General features: G+C 68.4%; 18 protein-coding genes. 11 read left to right on the top strand and 7 right to left on the bottom strand.

Annotated features, from left to right (window positions below; genetic code table 11):
- Positions 1 to 92: 92 nt before the first annotated feature.
- Positions 93 to 1,877 carry an N-acetylglutaminylglutamine amidotransferase gene (locus G335_RS0101860; protein WP_018170058.1) on the top strand — a complete coding sequence of 595 codons (1,785 nt, stop codon included), beginning with the start codon at positions 93 to 95 and terminating at the stop codon, positions 1,875 to 1,877.
- Positions 1,878 to 1,884: 7 nt separating this feature from the next.
- Positions 1,885 to 2,313, top strand: coding sequence for a DUF488 domain-containing protein (locus tag G335_RS0101865; protein WP_018175762.1), 429 nt, complete (start codon positions 1,885 to 1,887; stop codon positions 2,311 to 2,313).
- Between the two features lie 10 nt (positions 2,314 to 2,323).
- Here the strand turns inward: G335_RS0101865 and moaB are convergent, their stop codons facing one another.
- Positions 2,324 to 2,860, bottom strand: a complete 537-nt coding sequence (gene moaB, locus G335_RS0101870; protein WP_018175763.1) for a molybdenum cofactor biosynthesis protein B — start codon at positions 2,858 to 2,860, stop codon at positions 2,324 to 2,326.
- A gap of 59 nt (positions 2,861 to 2,919) precedes the next feature.
- Between moaB and rluB the strand changes: the two genes are divergently transcribed.
- The 4 genes from rluB to G335_RS0101890 all read left to right on the top strand — a co-directional run bounded on the left by rluB (position 2,920) and on the right by G335_RS0101890 (position 6,100).
- Positions 2,920 to 3,924, top strand: coding sequence for a 23S rRNA pseudouridine(2605) synthase RluB (gene rluB, locus G335_RS0101875; protein ID WP_018175764.1), 1,005 nt, complete (start codon positions 2,920 to 2,922; stop codon positions 3,922 to 3,924).
- 5 nt (positions 3,925 to 3,929) lie between these two features.
- The gene (locus G335_RS0101880) at positions 3,930 to 4,571 is read left to right on the top strand and encodes an endonuclease III domain-containing protein (protein ID WP_018175765.1); all 642 of its coding nucleotides are present in this window, start codon (positions 3,930 to 3,932) and stop codon (positions 4,569 to 4,571) included.
- 83 nt (positions 4,572 to 4,654) lie between these two features.
- The gene (locus G335_RS0101885) at positions 4,655 to 4,870 is read left to right on the top strand and encodes a lipopolysaccharide assembly protein LapA domain-containing protein (RefSeq protein WP_018144183.1); all 216 of its coding nucleotides are present in this window, start codon (positions 4,655 to 4,657) and stop codon (positions 4,868 to 4,870) included.
- Between the two features lie 42 nt (positions 4,871 to 4,912).
- A complete protein-coding gene (locus tag G335_RS0101890; RefSeq protein ID WP_018175766.1) occupies positions 4,913 to 6,100 on the top strand; it encodes a nitrate/nitrite transporter in 1,188 nt (395 codons plus the stop codon).
- A gap of 43 nt (positions 6,101 to 6,143) precedes the next feature.
- Here the strand turns inward: G335_RS0101890 and G335_RS0101895 are convergent, their stop codons facing one another.
- Positions 6,144 to 6,863: a hemerythrin domain-containing protein gene (locus tag G335_RS0101895; protein ID WP_018175767.1), complete on the bottom strand. Its 720-nt coding sequence runs from the start codon at positions 6,861 to 6,863 to the stop codon at positions 6,144 to 6,146.
- Complete coding sequence (locus G335_RS0101900; protein WP_018175768.1) at positions 6,856 to 7,482, bottom strand: hemerythrin domain-containing protein; 627 nt, start codon at positions 7,480 to 7,482, stop codon at positions 6,856 to 6,858. The genes G335_RS0101895 and G335_RS0101900 overlap by 8 nt, the downstream gene beginning before the upstream one ends.
- Before the next feature lie 55 nt (positions 7,483 to 7,537).
- Here G335_RS0101900 and G335_RS0101905 point away from each other — a divergent pair, with 55 nt between their 5' ends.
- The 5 genes from G335_RS0101905 to rnk all read left to right on the top strand — a co-directional run bounded on the left by G335_RS0101905 (position 7,538) and on the right by rnk (position 10,338).
- Entirely contained in the window at positions 7,538 to 7,936 is a 399-nt protein-coding gene (locus tag G335_RS0101905; RefSeq protein WP_026182008.1) for a hypothetical protein, read from the top strand.
- A complete protein-coding gene (locus G335_RS0101910; RefSeq protein ID WP_018144178.1) occupies positions 7,936 to 8,388 on the top strand; it encodes a glycine cleavage system protein H in 453 nt (150 codons plus the stop codon). Before G335_RS0101905 ends, G335_RS0101910 begins: the two co-directional genes overlap by 1 nt.
- 10 nt (positions 8,389 to 8,398) lie before the next feature.
- Positions 8,399 to 9,067: a thioredoxin family protein gene (locus G335_RS0101915; protein ID WP_018175769.1), complete on the top strand. Its 669-nt coding sequence runs from the start codon at positions 8,399 to 8,401 to the stop codon at positions 9,065 to 9,067.
- A 49-nt stretch (positions 9,068 to 9,116) separates the two neighbouring features.
- A complete protein-coding gene (locus G335_RS0101920; protein WP_018175770.1) occupies positions 9,117 to 9,464 on the top strand; it encodes a rhodanese-like domain-containing protein in 348 nt (115 codons plus the stop codon).
- Between the two features lie 463 nt (positions 9,465 to 9,927).
- Complete coding sequence (rnk, locus tag G335_RS0101925) at positions 9,928 to 10,338, top strand: nucleoside diphosphate kinase regulator (RefSeq protein ID WP_018144175.1); 411 nt, start codon at positions 9,928 to 9,930, stop codon at positions 10,336 to 10,338.
- A 13-nt stretch (positions 10,339 to 10,351) separates the two neighbouring features.
- Here rnk and G335_RS0101930 read toward each other — a convergent pair whose 3' ends face one another.
- The 4 genes from G335_RS0101930 to G335_RS0101945 form a co-directional block, all read right to left on the bottom strand.
- Positions 10,352 to 11,785: a DNA polymerase Y family protein gene (locus G335_RS0101930; RefSeq protein ID WP_018175771.1), complete on the bottom strand. Its 1,434-nt coding sequence runs from the start codon at positions 11,783 to 11,785 to the stop codon at positions 10,352 to 10,354.
- A gap of 160 nt (positions 11,786 to 11,945) precedes the next feature.
- Complete coding sequence (gene imuA, locus G335_RS0101935) at positions 11,946 to 12,578, bottom strand: translesion DNA synthesis-associated protein ImuA (RefSeq protein WP_018175772.1); 633 nt, start codon at positions 12,576 to 12,578, stop codon at positions 11,946 to 11,948.
- A 3-nt stretch (positions 12,579 to 12,581) separates the two neighbouring features.
- Entirely contained in the window at positions 12,582 to 13,199 is a 618-nt protein-coding gene (gene lexA / locus G335_RS0101940) for a transcriptional repressor LexA (protein WP_018175773.1), read from the bottom strand.
- A gap of 373 nt (positions 13,200 to 13,572) precedes the next feature.
- The gene (locus G335_RS0101945; RefSeq protein WP_018144171.1) at positions 13,573 to 14,064 is read right to left on the bottom strand and encodes an Lrp/AsnC family transcriptional regulator; all 492 of its coding nucleotides are present in this window, start codon (positions 14,062 to 14,064) and stop codon (positions 13,573 to 13,575) included.
- Between the last annotated feature and the right edge of the window lie 81 nt (positions 14,065 to 14,145).

The following is a 14,145-nucleotide window of genomic DNA, read 5'->3' on the forward strand; positions in this document are numbered from 1 at the left end:
TGGGGGAGCGGGTTTGCCCGCGAAGCCCCGCCCGCGTCGGACGATGGCCACGAAGCACAACCCAAGAAGTCCCAACCAGCAAGGAACCAATCATGTGCGGGATCGCAGGAGAATTCGTCTGGGGTGAACGGCGCGCGAGCGGCGAGGCGGTCGCGCGCATGCTGCCCTGTCTGGAACGGCGCGGGCCGGATGCCGACGGCCTGTGGGCTTCTGGTCGGGTCGCCCTCGGCCACCGGCGGCTGTCGATCCTGGACCTGTCGCAGCGCGCGCACCAGCCGATGTTCGATCCGGAGACCGGGCTTGCGCTGGTGTTCAACGGCGCGATCTACAACTTCCGTGCGCTGCGCAGCGAACTGGAAGGACGCGGCCACCGCTTCTTCTCCACCGGCGACACCGAGGTCATCCTGCGCGGCTACGCCGAGTGGGGCGAGGGCATCGTCGCCCGACTGCATGGGATGTTCGCGTTCGCACTGTTCGATGGCAACGCCCAGCGTCTGTTGCTGGCGCGCGACCGCATGGGCATCAAGCCGCTGTACCTGGCCCGCGTCGGTGAGGGCATCCGCTTCGCCTCCAACACCCAGGCGCTGCTGGCGGCCGGCGACGTGGACACCGAGCTGGATGCGGAGGCCCTGCACATGCTGTTCTCGCTGCACGCGGTGGTGCCCGCGCCGCGCACCGTGCTGCGCGGCATCCGCAAGCTGGAGCCGGGGCACTACCTGAGTATCGACGCGCGGGGCCAGGAGCGGTTGCAGCGCTACTGGACGCTGCATGCACACCGCCCGTCCGAGCCGGTATCGGACGGCGAGTGGCAGGAACGCATCGAGCATTCGCTGCGCCAGGCGGTGCGCAAGCGGCTGGAGGTGGCCGATGTGCCCGTCGGCGTGCTGCTCTCCGGTGGGCTGGATTCCTCCCTGCTGGTCGCGCTGGCGATGGAGGAGGGTGCGCAGGATCTGCGCACCTTTACCGTCGGCTTCGAAGACCAGCCGGAGGAGAAGGGCTCCGAGTTCGAGTATTCCGACCCCGTCGCCGAGCGCTACGCGACCGACCATCAGGCCACGCTGATCCCCAACGACCAGGTGCTGGCCCGGTTGCCGGAGGCGGTGGGTGCCATGGCCGAGCCGATGTTCGGCCAGGATGCGGTCGCGTTCTATCTGCTCTCGGAGCAGGTCTCGCAGCATGTGAAGGTGGTGCAGTCCGGGCAGGGCGCCGACGAGGTCTTCGGCGGCTACTTCTGGTATCCGCAGATGGCGGAGGATCGCCATGGCGACTGGGTGGAGCGCTTCCGGCGCCACTACTTCGACCGCGATCATCCGGAGATGGCCGAGATGCTGCGTCACCCGCCGGCGAACGACGTCACTGGTGACTGGCTGCGCGAGCAGTTCGCCGAACTGGAGACCGACCGCGCGGATTCCTTCATCGACGCCGTGCTGGCGCTGGACGTGACCACGCTGATCGTGGACGACCCGGTCAAGCGCGTGGACAACATGACCATGGCCTTCGGCCTGGAGGCGCGGGTGCCGTTCCTGGACCACGAGCTGGTCGAGACCGCCGCCGCGATGCCGCCGCATCTGAAGCTGGGCGATGGCGGCAAGGACGTGCTGCGCCGCATCGCTCGTGGCCGGCTACCGGACGCGGTGCTGGACCGGCCCAAGGGCTACTTCCCGGTGCCGGCACTGAAGTACGTGCGCGGCGATTTCCTCGAGTTCATGCGCGACATCCTCACCTCGCGCGCCTCGCGCGAGCGGGGCCTCTATCAGCCGGCCTACATCGACAAGCTGCTGGATGCGCCCGATCAGTACTTCACCCGCATTCAGGGCTCCAAGCTCTGGCACGCGGCCCTGCTGGAGTACTGGTTGCAGACCCACGTGGACCGGTAATCGCCGTATGGAACGGGTGCGGATCCGGCGCGTCTACGACCCGGTCGATCCCGGGGATGGGACGCGTGTGCTGGTCGACCGCCTGTGGCCGCGCGGGGTGAAAAAGTCGGCGCTCCTGCTGGACGCCTGGGAAAAGTCACTCGCTCCGTCCACCGACCTGCGGCGCTGGTTCGGCCACGATGTGGAGCGCTGGCGCGAGTTCTGTCGCCGGTACCGGGCGGAACTGGGAGCGGCTCCCGAGGCTTGGGGCCGCTTGCTGGGGTATGCCCGTCGCGGCCGCCTGACGCTGCTGACGGCAACCCGGGACGTCGAGCACAGCCATGTGGCGGTCCTGCGTGCTCTCCTCGACGCCGAACGGGCCGAGGAGGAACCAACGGGCGAGCGCGCCTCGCCGGTATGCTTCGCGCCCGACGAGTCCGGCCCGGCCCCGGATTGATCGTGTTGCTTCAGGATTCCTTCAGGCGCGGCATCAGCATGGTGAGGTTGCAGGGCATGGTGCGGTCGTCGAGCTGGGCCTGGATGATGCGGTCCCAGGCGGTGCGGCAGGCGCCGGTGGAGCCCGGCAGCACGAAGAGATAGGTCCCGTTGGCGACGCCGGACAGGGCGCGCGACTGCAGGCTGGAGGTGCCAATCTCATCGAAGGAGAGCATGCGGAACAGCTCGCCGAAGCCCTCAATGGTCTTGTCCAGCAGGACCGAGGCGGCCTCGGGGGTGCCGTCGCGGCCGGTAATGCCGGTGCCGCCGGTGGTCAGCACCGCGTCGATAGCGGGATCGGCGATCCAGCGCGAGAGTTCGGCGCGGATGGCATAGATGTCGTCCTTCACGATCTTGCGCTCGGCCAGCCGGTGACCGGCGCTTTCAAGGCGTTCCACCAGGGCGTCGCCGGAGCGATCCTCCGCGAGTTCGCGGCTGTCGGAGACGGTGAGCACGGCGATGTTCAGCGGTGTCTTGACGGGCGTGGTTTCCGGCGCGGAATCGGTCATGGCAACGTCCTGTTGGTGTATCGTGGCGTCCATCTTAATGAGTTGCTGGAGTTCCGGGAATGTCGGAGCGGGTACAGAAGGTCCTGGCGGCGCGCGGGCTGGGTTCGCGGCGCGAGATCGAGGGCTGGATCGAGCGCGGCGAGGTGCAGGTGAACAACCGCACCGTGAAGCTGGGCGACCAGGTCGACGAGCACGACGTGATCCGCGTGCGCGGGCGCATCGTGCGGCGCCCGGAGCATCCGCATCGGTGGATCGTGTATCACAAGCCGGTGGGCGAGATCTGCAGCCGCTCGGACCCCGAGGGGCGGCGGCCGGTGTTTGCCAGTCTGCCGCGGTTGAAGGGGCAGCGCTGGGTGGCCGTGGGCCGGCTGGACCTGAATACCTCGGGCCTGCTGCTGTTCACCACCGATGGCGAACTGGCCAACCGGCTGATGCACCCGAGCATGGCCCTGGAACGCGAGTACGCGGTGCGCGTGCTGGGCGAGGTGCCGCCGGCGACCCAGGACATGCTGCGCGAAGGCGTGGAACTGGAGGATGGCGCGGCCCGTTTCGACAGTCTGGAAGAGCAGGGTGGGGAAGGCGCCAATCACTGGTTTCATGTGGTGGTCAGCGAAGGCCGCAACCGGCTGGTGCGCCGCCTGTGGGATGCGGTCGGGGTCACGGTCAGCCGCCTGATCCGGGTGCGCTACGGGCCGGTGGTCCTCGGGCACGGGCTGAAGACCGGTGCGGTGCGGGATCTGGAGACCCGCGAGGTGGCCGGGTTGTACGAGGCGGCAGACCTGCCCGTGCCCGACTCCGTGCGCACGCGCGGTCGCGGCGGCCCGCGACGCGATCCGCGCGGCAAACCGCGGGATCAACGCCCCGGCAAGGCGGCGCCGGCGGGCAAGGCCCGCAACAGCCGGGCGGCGCGCGAGGACGGCTGGAGTTCGTCGCCGCCGAAGAAGCCGGGCAAGTCTTCGTCCCCCGCGGGGCGCGGCGGCTCCCGGGGCGCGAAGCCTGCGGGAGGTCGACCCGGCGGCCGCTCGGGCGGCGGTGGCAAACCGGGCGGTAGCCGTCAGCGGTAGCTCCTGTGCGGATCCCCGAGCTCCTGGATGCCCTGCGCGCGGAGTACGGCGACCTGCAGTGGTGGCCGGCGGAGACGGCGTTCGAGGTGATGGTCGGTGCGGTGCTGACGCAGAACACCAGCTGGACCAACGTCGAGAAGGCGCTGGCCAACTTGCGCGGTATCGACGCGCTGTCGCCGGAGGGCTTGATGGCCCTGAGCCGGGAAGAGTTGGCCGAACACATTCGTCCCAGTGGCTATTTCAACGTGAAGGCGGATCGCCTGCGCCACCTGCTGGCCTTCCTGGAGGCATCCGGCGGGATCGAGGGACTGGCCGCGCTGGACACCGACGCGCTGCGCGCGGCGCTGCTGGGGGTCAAGGGTGTCGGGCCGGAGACCGCCGACGATATCGTGCTGTACGCCTTCGAGCGCCCGGTGTTCGTGGTGGATGCCTATACCCGTCGGTTGTTCGAGCGTCTGGACCTGCCGCAGGCACGGGCTCCGTACGATGCGCTGCGCGAGCACGTCGAGGTGGCACTGGGGCCGGATGTGGCGGCGCTGAACGACCTGCATGCGCTGATCGTGGAACATGGCAAGGAGCGCTGCCGGCCACGGCCGCGCTGTGATGCCTGTCCGGTGCGGCGGCACTGCACCCACGCCGAGGCCTGAAACCCACCGCCCGGCCGGTTGGTTGACGCCCGCGGCGGGGCGCCGGAACCTGAGAGGCATGTCCGACTGACCAGGGAGGTCCCATGCGTTACCTGTACACCCTGTTGATTATCGTGTTCGTCGCGGTGGTTGCGATCTTTGCGATCCAGAACCTGCGTCTCGTAACGCTCAACTTCCTCACCCTGTACGTAACCCTGCCACTGGCGCTGCTGATTGTCGGAATCTACCTGCTGGGTCTGGTCTCCGGGGGTGCCCTGGTCGCGTTGCTGAAGCGCTGGATACGCGGCGCCAGTCGTTGAGCCGCGTGGTGTCCTTCGGGGCGGCATCCCTCGATGGCTGACATGATCCGCCGCCATCCGCTGGCGGTGATCGTGGTGGCGCAGCTGTTCGGGACGTCGCTGTGGTTTTCGGTCAACGGGGTCGGGCTGTCGCTGCAGCAGGCACTGGGGTGGTCGCCCGCCGAGATCGGCTGGCTCACGATGGCCACCCAGCTCGGTTTCATCACCGGGACCCTGGCGGTCGCCGCCACGGGGCTGGCGGATCGCTTTCGCGCCAGTCGTGTGTTCGCCATTTCGGCGCTTTTCGGGGCCGGGCTCAACGCCATCTTCATCCTGCTCGCCGGCGTCTGGGAGCTGGCCCTGCTGACGCGCTTTCTGGTCGGGCTGGCACTGGCCGGGGTCTATCCGCTGGGCATGAAGCTGGTAATCGGCTGGACCCCGCAGTACAAGGGCTGGGCGCTGTCCTGGCTGCTCGGAATGCTGACCCTGGGGACCGCGCTCCCGCATCTGCTGCGTGGCGCCACGCTCGATTTCCCGTGGGCGGTGCCCGTGCTTCTGGCCTCGGGCCTGGCCCTGCTGGCCGCGCTGATGATCCTGCGTCTGGGGGATGGCCCGCATCTGCCGCCACCGGGGCGCACGCCGGGGCTCGGGAAGGGCTTCCATGCCCTGGCACGGCGGGATTTTCGCGCCGTGGCCGGGGGCTACTTCGGGCACTGCTGGGAACTGTATGCGTTCTGGACGCTGGTGCCTCTGCTGGTAGCCCGTGAGCTTGCACGAATGGAGGCCGATGCGGCCCTGATTCCGTGGCTGGCCTTTGGCGTGATCGCGCTGGGGCTGGCGGGCTGTGTCTGGGGTGGGCGCCTGAGTCGGGGCCTGGGAAGCCTGCGTGTGGCGCGGGTGGCACTGGCAACCTCGGGCCTGGCCTGTCTGCTGTACCCGCTGCTTGCGGGGCAGTCGCCCTGGTTGCTGTTCGGCCTCCTGGCGCTGTGGGGGCTCACGGTGATCGCGGACTCGCCCCAGTTCTCCGCGCTGGCCGCGGACAGCGCGCCGGAGGATGCCGTGGGTTCCGCGTTGAGCGTGATGAATGCGATCGGCTTTGCGCTGACCTTGCCGGGCATCTGGCTGACCGGCTGGTTATGGGCGGATGGCGGGGTTTGGGTCCTGTGGCTGTTGCTGCCCGGCCCGTTGCTGGGGCTTTGGGCGCTGGCGCGCCTGTCGGCGCCGCATCGCGCCCGGGAAGCCGTGGATTGACTCGAGTGCCGGGCTGCGGCGGCCGCGCAGCCATGCGGGGCGCTCAGTTGCTGTGGGGTGCCGGGTCGGGTGCCGTTAGCAGGGTCTGGGCGCGTTCAAGCAACTCGGCGGCGGCATCGGGTTGTTCGCGCAGGGCGCGGCTCCAGTGCGGGAACAGGTTCTGTTCCTCGCGGCCCTCGTGCTTGGCCAGCGCGCCGGAGATCAGGGCGAAGAACGGGGCCACGGCCCAGGCCTCGTCCGCGCCTTCGCTGAATTCGTGTTCCAGCATCGCGGTCTGTTCCAGGATCTCGTCGTGCTCGCGCAGCATGATCGAGGTGGGATCCTGGCCGTTCGGGCTGCGGGGCAGGTCCAGCAGGGGGACGATCAGTTCGTTTTCCACCTCCACGTGGCGACGCAGGCCGTCGACATAGGCGTGGAAATCCGGCGCTGCGCCTTCGAGGTCGCCGGCGTTGACCTTGTGCAGGGCGCTGGCGAACAGGCGGTCGATGCGCAGGTGATCGCGTTCCAGCAGGTCGACCAGGTCCACCGGGGCGACGTCCTCGCGGCGTTGTACCGCGAGCTTCCACAAGGGCGGGCCGTCTTCGAGCACCCGCCAGTGGATGGCCTGACGCAGCTGCAGGCTGACCGCGTCCATCAGCATCTTCGGTTCCTGATCCAGCCAGACCTCGAAGACCTGACCGCTGCGCAGTTCGCGCAGGGTGTAGTAGGCGCGGGTGTGGGCATGTTCGGCCAGGCCGCGGAGGTCGAGTACGAAATCAGCCACGGTCTGCGCTCGCGATGCCCCGGCGTGCGGCCATGGCGGCACCGATGGCGCGGCGGTCTTCCGGGCTTAGCAGGTGCTCGGCAAAGGGGAGTACGGCGCGCTCTTCCAGATCGAGGTGGATGCGGTATTGGCGTATCCAGGCGTCGGCCCCGTCGAGGTCCGCCGGCTGGCCCGCGGCGATGCGTTGCAGGGCCGGCTCCAGTCGATCCCAGCCGGCCTCGATCTCGTCATGTTCGGCAGTCAGGCGGTCCAGCCATTCGCACAGTTGTGGATGACTCTCGGGGTGGCCACAGTGCTGGCGCAGCACGGGGAACAGGTCCTGGTCCTCGTCCGCGTGGTGGTTGGGCGCTGCCTCGTGAAAGTAGTTCAGGACCCGTTGCGCGGCGCCTCGGGCCTCTTCGTCGGCGCCTTTGTCGGCCAAATGGGCGGGCAGGCGCTCGAGGATGTCCAGAGAGTTGAGGATTCGGCGATGGCACGCCCGCAGCAACTCGATGGGCTGCTGGAATCCGGGAACACTTTCGTGGAGTTGCGCGTGCATGGGGTATCGGACCTTCGCAGAGTGGTCAACAAGCAGGCGACTTTCGCCGAAGCGCTCGCGCCCCGTCTTGATCTCGATCAATGTAAATTGAATATAGCTTAAAGTATGCTGTGCGAAACCTGGCCTGGAGCTTTTGATGCACCCTCGGAACCGGATGTTCATCCTCGCGGCCCTCGCCTATGCCCTGCTGGGCGGGCTGCTCGGCATCCTCTGGCTGGCCCATCCCGGCCTGATCCCCGGCAATGTGCCGCGCATCCATGGCCACCTGATGCTGCTGGGGTTCGTGACCATGATGATCTATGGCGTGGGTCTGCATGTGTTGCCGCGCTTTTCCGGACGTTCGCTGTTCTCCGAGCGCCTGGGCCATGTGCAGTTCCTGCTGGCCAATCTCGGGCTCCTGGTGATGATCGCGGGCTGGCTGGTCTTTCATAACCCGACCGTCGCGGTCGGCGGGGCGATGGCCTGGGGGGCGATGATCCTGTTCGCACTGAACATTGCACTCACCGTGCGTCACTACGGTCCGAAGGGGGCGTAATGAGTCATACGGAATACAACGGCTGCGAGTTGCCGGACGACCTGTTCTATGACCTGGACTATGTCTGGGTCCGTCCGGAGGACGACGGCACCTTTACCCTCGGGATTACCGATCCCGCCCAGACCATGGCGGGGCGGGTGCAGTACTTCCGCTTTCGCAAGCCGGGTTCGCACCGCGCCGCGGGCAAGCCGGTGGCGCGGCTGGAGTCCGGCAAGTGGGCGGGGGGCATCCCTACGCCGTTCGACGGCACCATTGAGCGCATCAATCCGGCCGTGGAGGCCGATCCGGGGCTGGTGAACGTGGCCCCCTATACCGATGCCTGGGTCGTGGTGATGCGCCCGGACGATCCGGAAGCGGCGCTGGAGCGGCTACATACCGGGGCCGAGGCGATTGCCGGTCTGAAACAATGGGTCGATCGCTACGACATCCACTGCATGCGCTGCGCGGACTAAGGGCGGGATCATGAAGGTAGAGCTGCTGGTATCCGAGTGGTGTGCCTCCTGCCACGATGCCGAGCGCATCTGGCGCGAGGTGGCGGAAAACAAACAGATCGACTTCGCGGTGGTCGATATGGGCCAGCCCGAAGGGCGCGAACTGGCGACCCGGCTGCGCATCCGGTCGATCCCGGCCGTGGTGGTGGATGGCGAGCTCAAGCACATTGGGCTGCTGGATCGCACCGCCGCGACCGCACTGGTGGCGGAGGCCCCGGAACGCACACAGAAGGCCGCGCGCCATGTCGGGCTGGGGTTGTCGGCCTCCAGCCGGGCCTCGGTGCTGGGCGCGATGATCTGGCTGCTGATCGCGGGTGCCGCGTTGCCACTGGGCGGGTTCTTCCTCGAGGGTGCGGCGCGTCCGGCCGCGCTGCACGGCTTTACCCTGGGTTTTCTTCTGTTGCTGATCATGGGGCTTGGCGAGCACATGCTGCCGCGCTTTACCGGCCACCCGATCGCCAGTGGCTGGCTGTGGGCCTGGACGCCGCAGGTCCTGGTGCATCTGGCCGTGCTGGGCATGGGGCTCGGCTGGATCCTGGGCGTTGCGATGTTAACGGCGGTGGGTGCGGTGGCGGCGCTGGTCGGGCTGGTCCTGTTCACCCTTCGGGTGGTCCCACTGCTGGTACGTCCGTCGTTGTGACCCGGGCGCGCGCTAAACTTGCGGTTCACGCAGCCAACGGAGTCCTCCTGTGAGTCTTTTCGAGAAGCGTATCCGCGAGCTGGAACAAAGCCTGCCGCATCTGGAACCAGGGGAGGTGGCGCGCTGGCTCGAGGAAGAGAAACCGTTTCTGCTGGTGGATGTGCGCCAGCCCGAGGAGGCGGCCGAGGGGACGATCGAGGGCGCGATCAACATCCCGCGGCCCAAGCTAGAGGCCGGTATCGAGTCTCATATGGCGGATGCGGACCAGCCCGTCGTGGTGTTCTGTGGCGGTCGCGGCCGGTCCCAGCTCGTGGCCGACAGCCTGCGCACGATGGGTATCAATGCGCATGTGCTGCGCGGGGGCTACGCGGCGTGGCGGGAGACCTGGCCTCGGTGAGGGCGCAAGGCAAAGGCTAGGGAGACGCTGATTAATTCGCACGTCCGCGTTGGTGCCCCGTTTTTTCCGAGACAAGGCGCGGTGCGCAGCGCCGTAGTCACTCTACGGTCAAACGCCGCAACGCAGGATCGGGGAAAATGGGGCGCCAACCCCTTGAGGGCTCGGCCGCCCGTTGTTGACGAAAATGGGCCCGCTGACCGCGTTGCGGCTTGCTTATGTAGCTCGGCTACACTTCGCTCACCGCGCCTTGTCAGCGAGCAAAATCGATCGAGCGCGGACGTGCGAATTAATCAGCTCTCCCTATGTGCGGCTCCCGCTTACGAGCACTGTGATGGGCGCTATGGCTTTTTTGCCGGGTCTTGGCTAGTCTCCCGAGTAAGTTTCCCGGTTTCCGGAAATTCCCTGAATATTATTTGCCTGGCGCGTCTCCCCGGAGGCGCGTTCTGCATTCTGGAGTAAGAAAGTGAACAAGCCGAAGATCATTGTCTCCACCACGGACATGGAGCGCCTGGATAAGCTGCTGGAGTCGCTTCCGGATGGCAGTTTCCCCGGCAAGGCCGATCTCGAGTCCGAACTGGATCGCGCGGATGTCGTGGATTCGCACGAGGTTCCGGGTTCGGTGGTGACGATGAACTCGAAGGTCCGGTTCCGGGTGATCGAGTCCGGCGACGAGTTCTCGATGACACTGGTGTACCCGCGCGATGTGGACGAGAGTGGCGGCACGCTGTCGATCCTGGCGCCGGTGGGCAGTGCGCTGCTGGGCCTGTCCGAGGGCGACGAGATCGAGTGGCCGCGCCCGGGCGGGGGGCAGATGCACGTGCGCATCGAGGAGGTCGAGTACCAGCCGGAGCGCGCGGGCGAATACCACCGCTGACGCGGGGTCCCCCTCAGCCCCAGTAACCCTGGCGATACCACTGGCCGCTGCGCAGGCAGCGGTACAGCCAGAGCCGGCGGCCCTGACGGTCGCGGCTGCAAGCATAGTCGCGGCGCGCGTCCTGGCCGTGATCCCACCAGCCGTCTTCCAGTCGTCCCAGCCATTGGGACTGGTCGGGGGGCGCGGCGGGCTCGGGGCCCTGTAGCCAGAGGGCAGTTCCGCAGGCCCGTTGGCCCGGGGTTGGAGCGGTGGGGGCCGGAGTGGTGGCGAGGTCGTGTCGCGGCCTCTGGGCATCCTCCGGTCTCGGTGTGCGGCGGTTGATCAGACGGGCGACGGCCTGCTCGCCCAGCCGGGCGCGCAGGCGAGCCAGCACGGCGGGTAGCTGATCGGCCGGTGGTCTGCTCGCCGGGTCTGCGGCGAGCAGACTGTCGCCCCGGGCCGGTGGGTCCAGCAAGCGGGGTGCCTGCAGGCGCAGGCCGATCACCGCCGCCGGCAGGGTCTCGCGATCCAGTCGGGTCTGCCACAGGGGCAGCCACTCGTCGGTGCGAATGCCCGGCTGCCCGCGCTCCAGTGAGATGCGGGTATACGCCTCGCGGTGGGCCAGTTCCAGTGTCATCCCCTGCAGGCTGCGGTTCAGGCCGCGCAACTGCGCCTCGGCCTGGCGCAGCAGCCGCTTGAGCGGGAAGGCCAGGGTCGCCGTGGCGTGGATCTCGTGCTCCAGGCGCAGGGACAGATCCAGCACCGGGGGTGGCGCAAAGCGGGGCAGGGTCTCCGCGCGCCGCGCCAGCAGTCGGTCCAGCAGGTCCAGCAACTCCGGTCCGTGGCGTCGGGCCAGTTCGGGGCGCGACAGGCGCAGCAGATCGCCCAATTGGCGCAGGCCCACGGCGCGCAGGCCCTCGCGGGTCGCGGCGGCCAGTGGCAGGGCCTCCAGCGGAACCGGGGACAGGATGCGGCGCAGGGCCTCGGGGTCTTCCGCGATCGCGGGGTTGCGCAGGCGGGCCAGCAGGCGCGCGGCGGCGGGGCTGCGGGCCAGTCCGATACGGGGATGGAAGCCCAGTTCGGTCAGGGTGTCCCGCGCCTGGTCGCGCAGGGTCTCGAGGCCGCCGAACAGGCGGCGGCTGCGCCCGACCTCCACCAGGATGCGCTGTGCCTCCGGCTCCGGGTGCACGTGATCGGAGAACCGCAGCAGTACGCCGGCCAGCATCTCCAGTTGGGCCTGCAGGGTGTCCGGGGCATGCTCGACCAGTTCCGGGGTATCCAGCACCGCCAGGGCATCCCCCAGCGCCATGCCGGGGCGGGCACCCGCCTGGCGGGCGGCGCGGTTGGCGGCGTGCACCCGGGGGGCAGGGTCGGATTCCACCACCAGCAGGGGGCGCTGAAGCCGCCCGGGGTCCGGCTCCGTCCGGGCCAGCGCGTCCAGCGCAAGGTGCGGCAGGTCGATTGCCATCCAGTGTTCCTGCCGCGGCCGGGCGTCGCGGGTGGCGGTGTGCGTCTCCGGTGGCCGGGGTGCGGTGGCGGGCAAGGCTGCGGCCGGAAGCAGGCTCAGTTGTTGTCGGACCGGCTCCGGGTGTGTGGCCGCGCGCGAGGGACGGGCAGGCTGGCCCATCTCAGGCCTCCGGTGGTTCGGGAACCTGCAGGGGGTGGCCGGAGCGGGCCCAGTGGCCGGCCCCCTTCAGGCAGTGCAGTTCCAGGCCGGAGGCTGCGGGCTGCCAGCGCAGGCGCTGGTGGGCCGGCGAAGGCTGTGCCGCGGCGCCCGGCGGCCGGTACAGGATCGCGCAGGCCCGGCTCTCGCTGGCAGCCAGACGCAACCGGCGTAGCAGGGCCGTCTCCACGGGGCCGCGCAGCCAGGCGAGCAGGACGCCAAAGGCGGGATCGCGCAGGCACTGCTCGCCGGCCCACAGGGTGTCGCGATCATGCTCGGTATGGATCAGCAGGACCCGCTCCGGGGGGATGCCGAGGGTCTGCCAGCCGGGTAGCCAGGGCGTGGCCGGCGGTGCGATCAGCGCGATCCAGTAGCCCTCGCGGCCGCAGGCGGCGAGCATGGGGACCAGCAGCCGGGTCTCGCCACAGCCGAACGGGGCGCCCAGCAGTTCGATCAACTGGCCGCGCGGCCAGCCGCCGCCCAGGGCCCGGTCCAGTTCCGCATGGCCGCTGGGCCAGACCGGGGCATTCGGGGCCGGGACGGCACTGCGCCCGCGCCAGAGCGCCGGGTGGTCGAGCAGGGTATCCAGCGCGCCCATGGCTCAGGCCTGCGGGTCGAGATCGCGCAGCACGCCCACGCCGATCCCCTCGATGGCCAGTTCCTGGCGCTCGAGGTCGATCTCGATGGGGGCGAAGTCGGGGTTCTCCGGGAGCAGGCGCACCTTCGGGCCGTCCTGCGCGAAGCGCTTGACGGTGACTTCGTCCTCGATGCGGGCGACCACGATCTGGCCGGGCCGGGCCTCCGGGGTCTGGCGCACGGCCAGCAGGTCGCCGTCGAGGATGCCGGCGTCGCGCATGCTCTCGCCGTGTACGCGCAGGAGATAGTCCGGGCGGCCGCGGAACAGGGCGTCGTCGACCCGATAGTGGCGCTCGATATGCTGGGTGGCAAGGATCGGCGAGCCGGCGGCGACGCGCCCGACCAGAGGGAGTTCGGCCGGTGCGCCACGGGCGGCGCCCGGCAGGCGGATGCCGCGGGAGGTGCCGCCCAGCAGTTCGATTGCGCCCTTCTTCTCCAGGGCTTTCAGATGGCACTCGGCCGCGTAGGGCGAGCGGAAGCCGAAGGCCCGGGCGATCTCGCTGCGGGTCGGTGCTGTGCCCTGGGTGGCGATGGTCTCGGCGATGTAGGCGAAGATGGCTTGCTGGCGTGCAGTGAGCGACACGGGGCACCCTCCAGTTACTGTCTATATATACAGTACAGGGGTGGTTCGCTGGAGGGCAAGGGCGACTGCACCATAGAGCGCACGGAGAAAGCCAAAGAAGGTTCATCGAAGCCGGTTTGTTCCACCACGAAGCGCACGAAGGCACGAAGAAGCTCAAGGGCGGTTGCACCACAGAGGATTACGGAGAAAACCCAAGGAGGTGTCGCGACCCGGGCGTAGGATGCTGTTGAGCGAAGCGAAACGCATCGATCCGGGAACCTCGCCACCCTTGGGATGGCTACACGATGCGATTCGCTTCGCTCATCACATCCTACCGGCCCTTGCCTTTCTTCTTGCCTTCGTGGTCAATCCGCCCTGGGTCTTGAGGTGGTATTCAGGTGGGGGTGTAGTCCAGTGGCAGGGCGGTGCGGTCGACCACGCGGCGCAGCACGAAGCTGGAATGGACGCTGTCCACGCCCTCCAGTCGGGTGATGCGGCGCAGCAGGAATTCCTGGTAGGCATCCATGTCGGGGACGACCACCTGCAGCATGTAGTCCGCCGACTGGCCGGTGATCAGGTAGCAGTGCTGGACCTCGGGGTAGCTCGCCACGGTCTCCTCGAAGTGGGCGAAGCGCTCCGGGGTGTGGCGGTCCATGCCGATATGGATCAGGGCGGTCAGCTCCAACCCCAGGCTGCGCCGATCCAGCAGGGCTACGCGGCTCAACAGGACGCCGGCCTGTTCCAGCGCACGCACCCGACGCAGGCAGGGGGAGGGGCTGAGCCCCACGCGATCGGCCAGGGCCTGATTGGACAGGCTCGCATCCTCCTGCAGGATCTCGAGGATGCGGCGGTCATAGCGGTCGAGTCGGTGCGGTTCGGGTTTCATGGTTGAATCTTGCTCTACAGTGGCTTTATTGCGCAAGGATAGTGCGCAACTATTGCGTTCTTAGGGAAAAACGCAAGGTTA

Origin of the sequence: Thioalkalivibrio sp. AKL8, from assembly GCF_000380525.1 — a bacterium.
Lineage (GTDB): Bacteria > Pseudomonadota > Gammaproteobacteria > Ectothiorhodospirales > Ectothiorhodospiraceae > Thioalkalivibrio > Thioalkalivibrio versutus.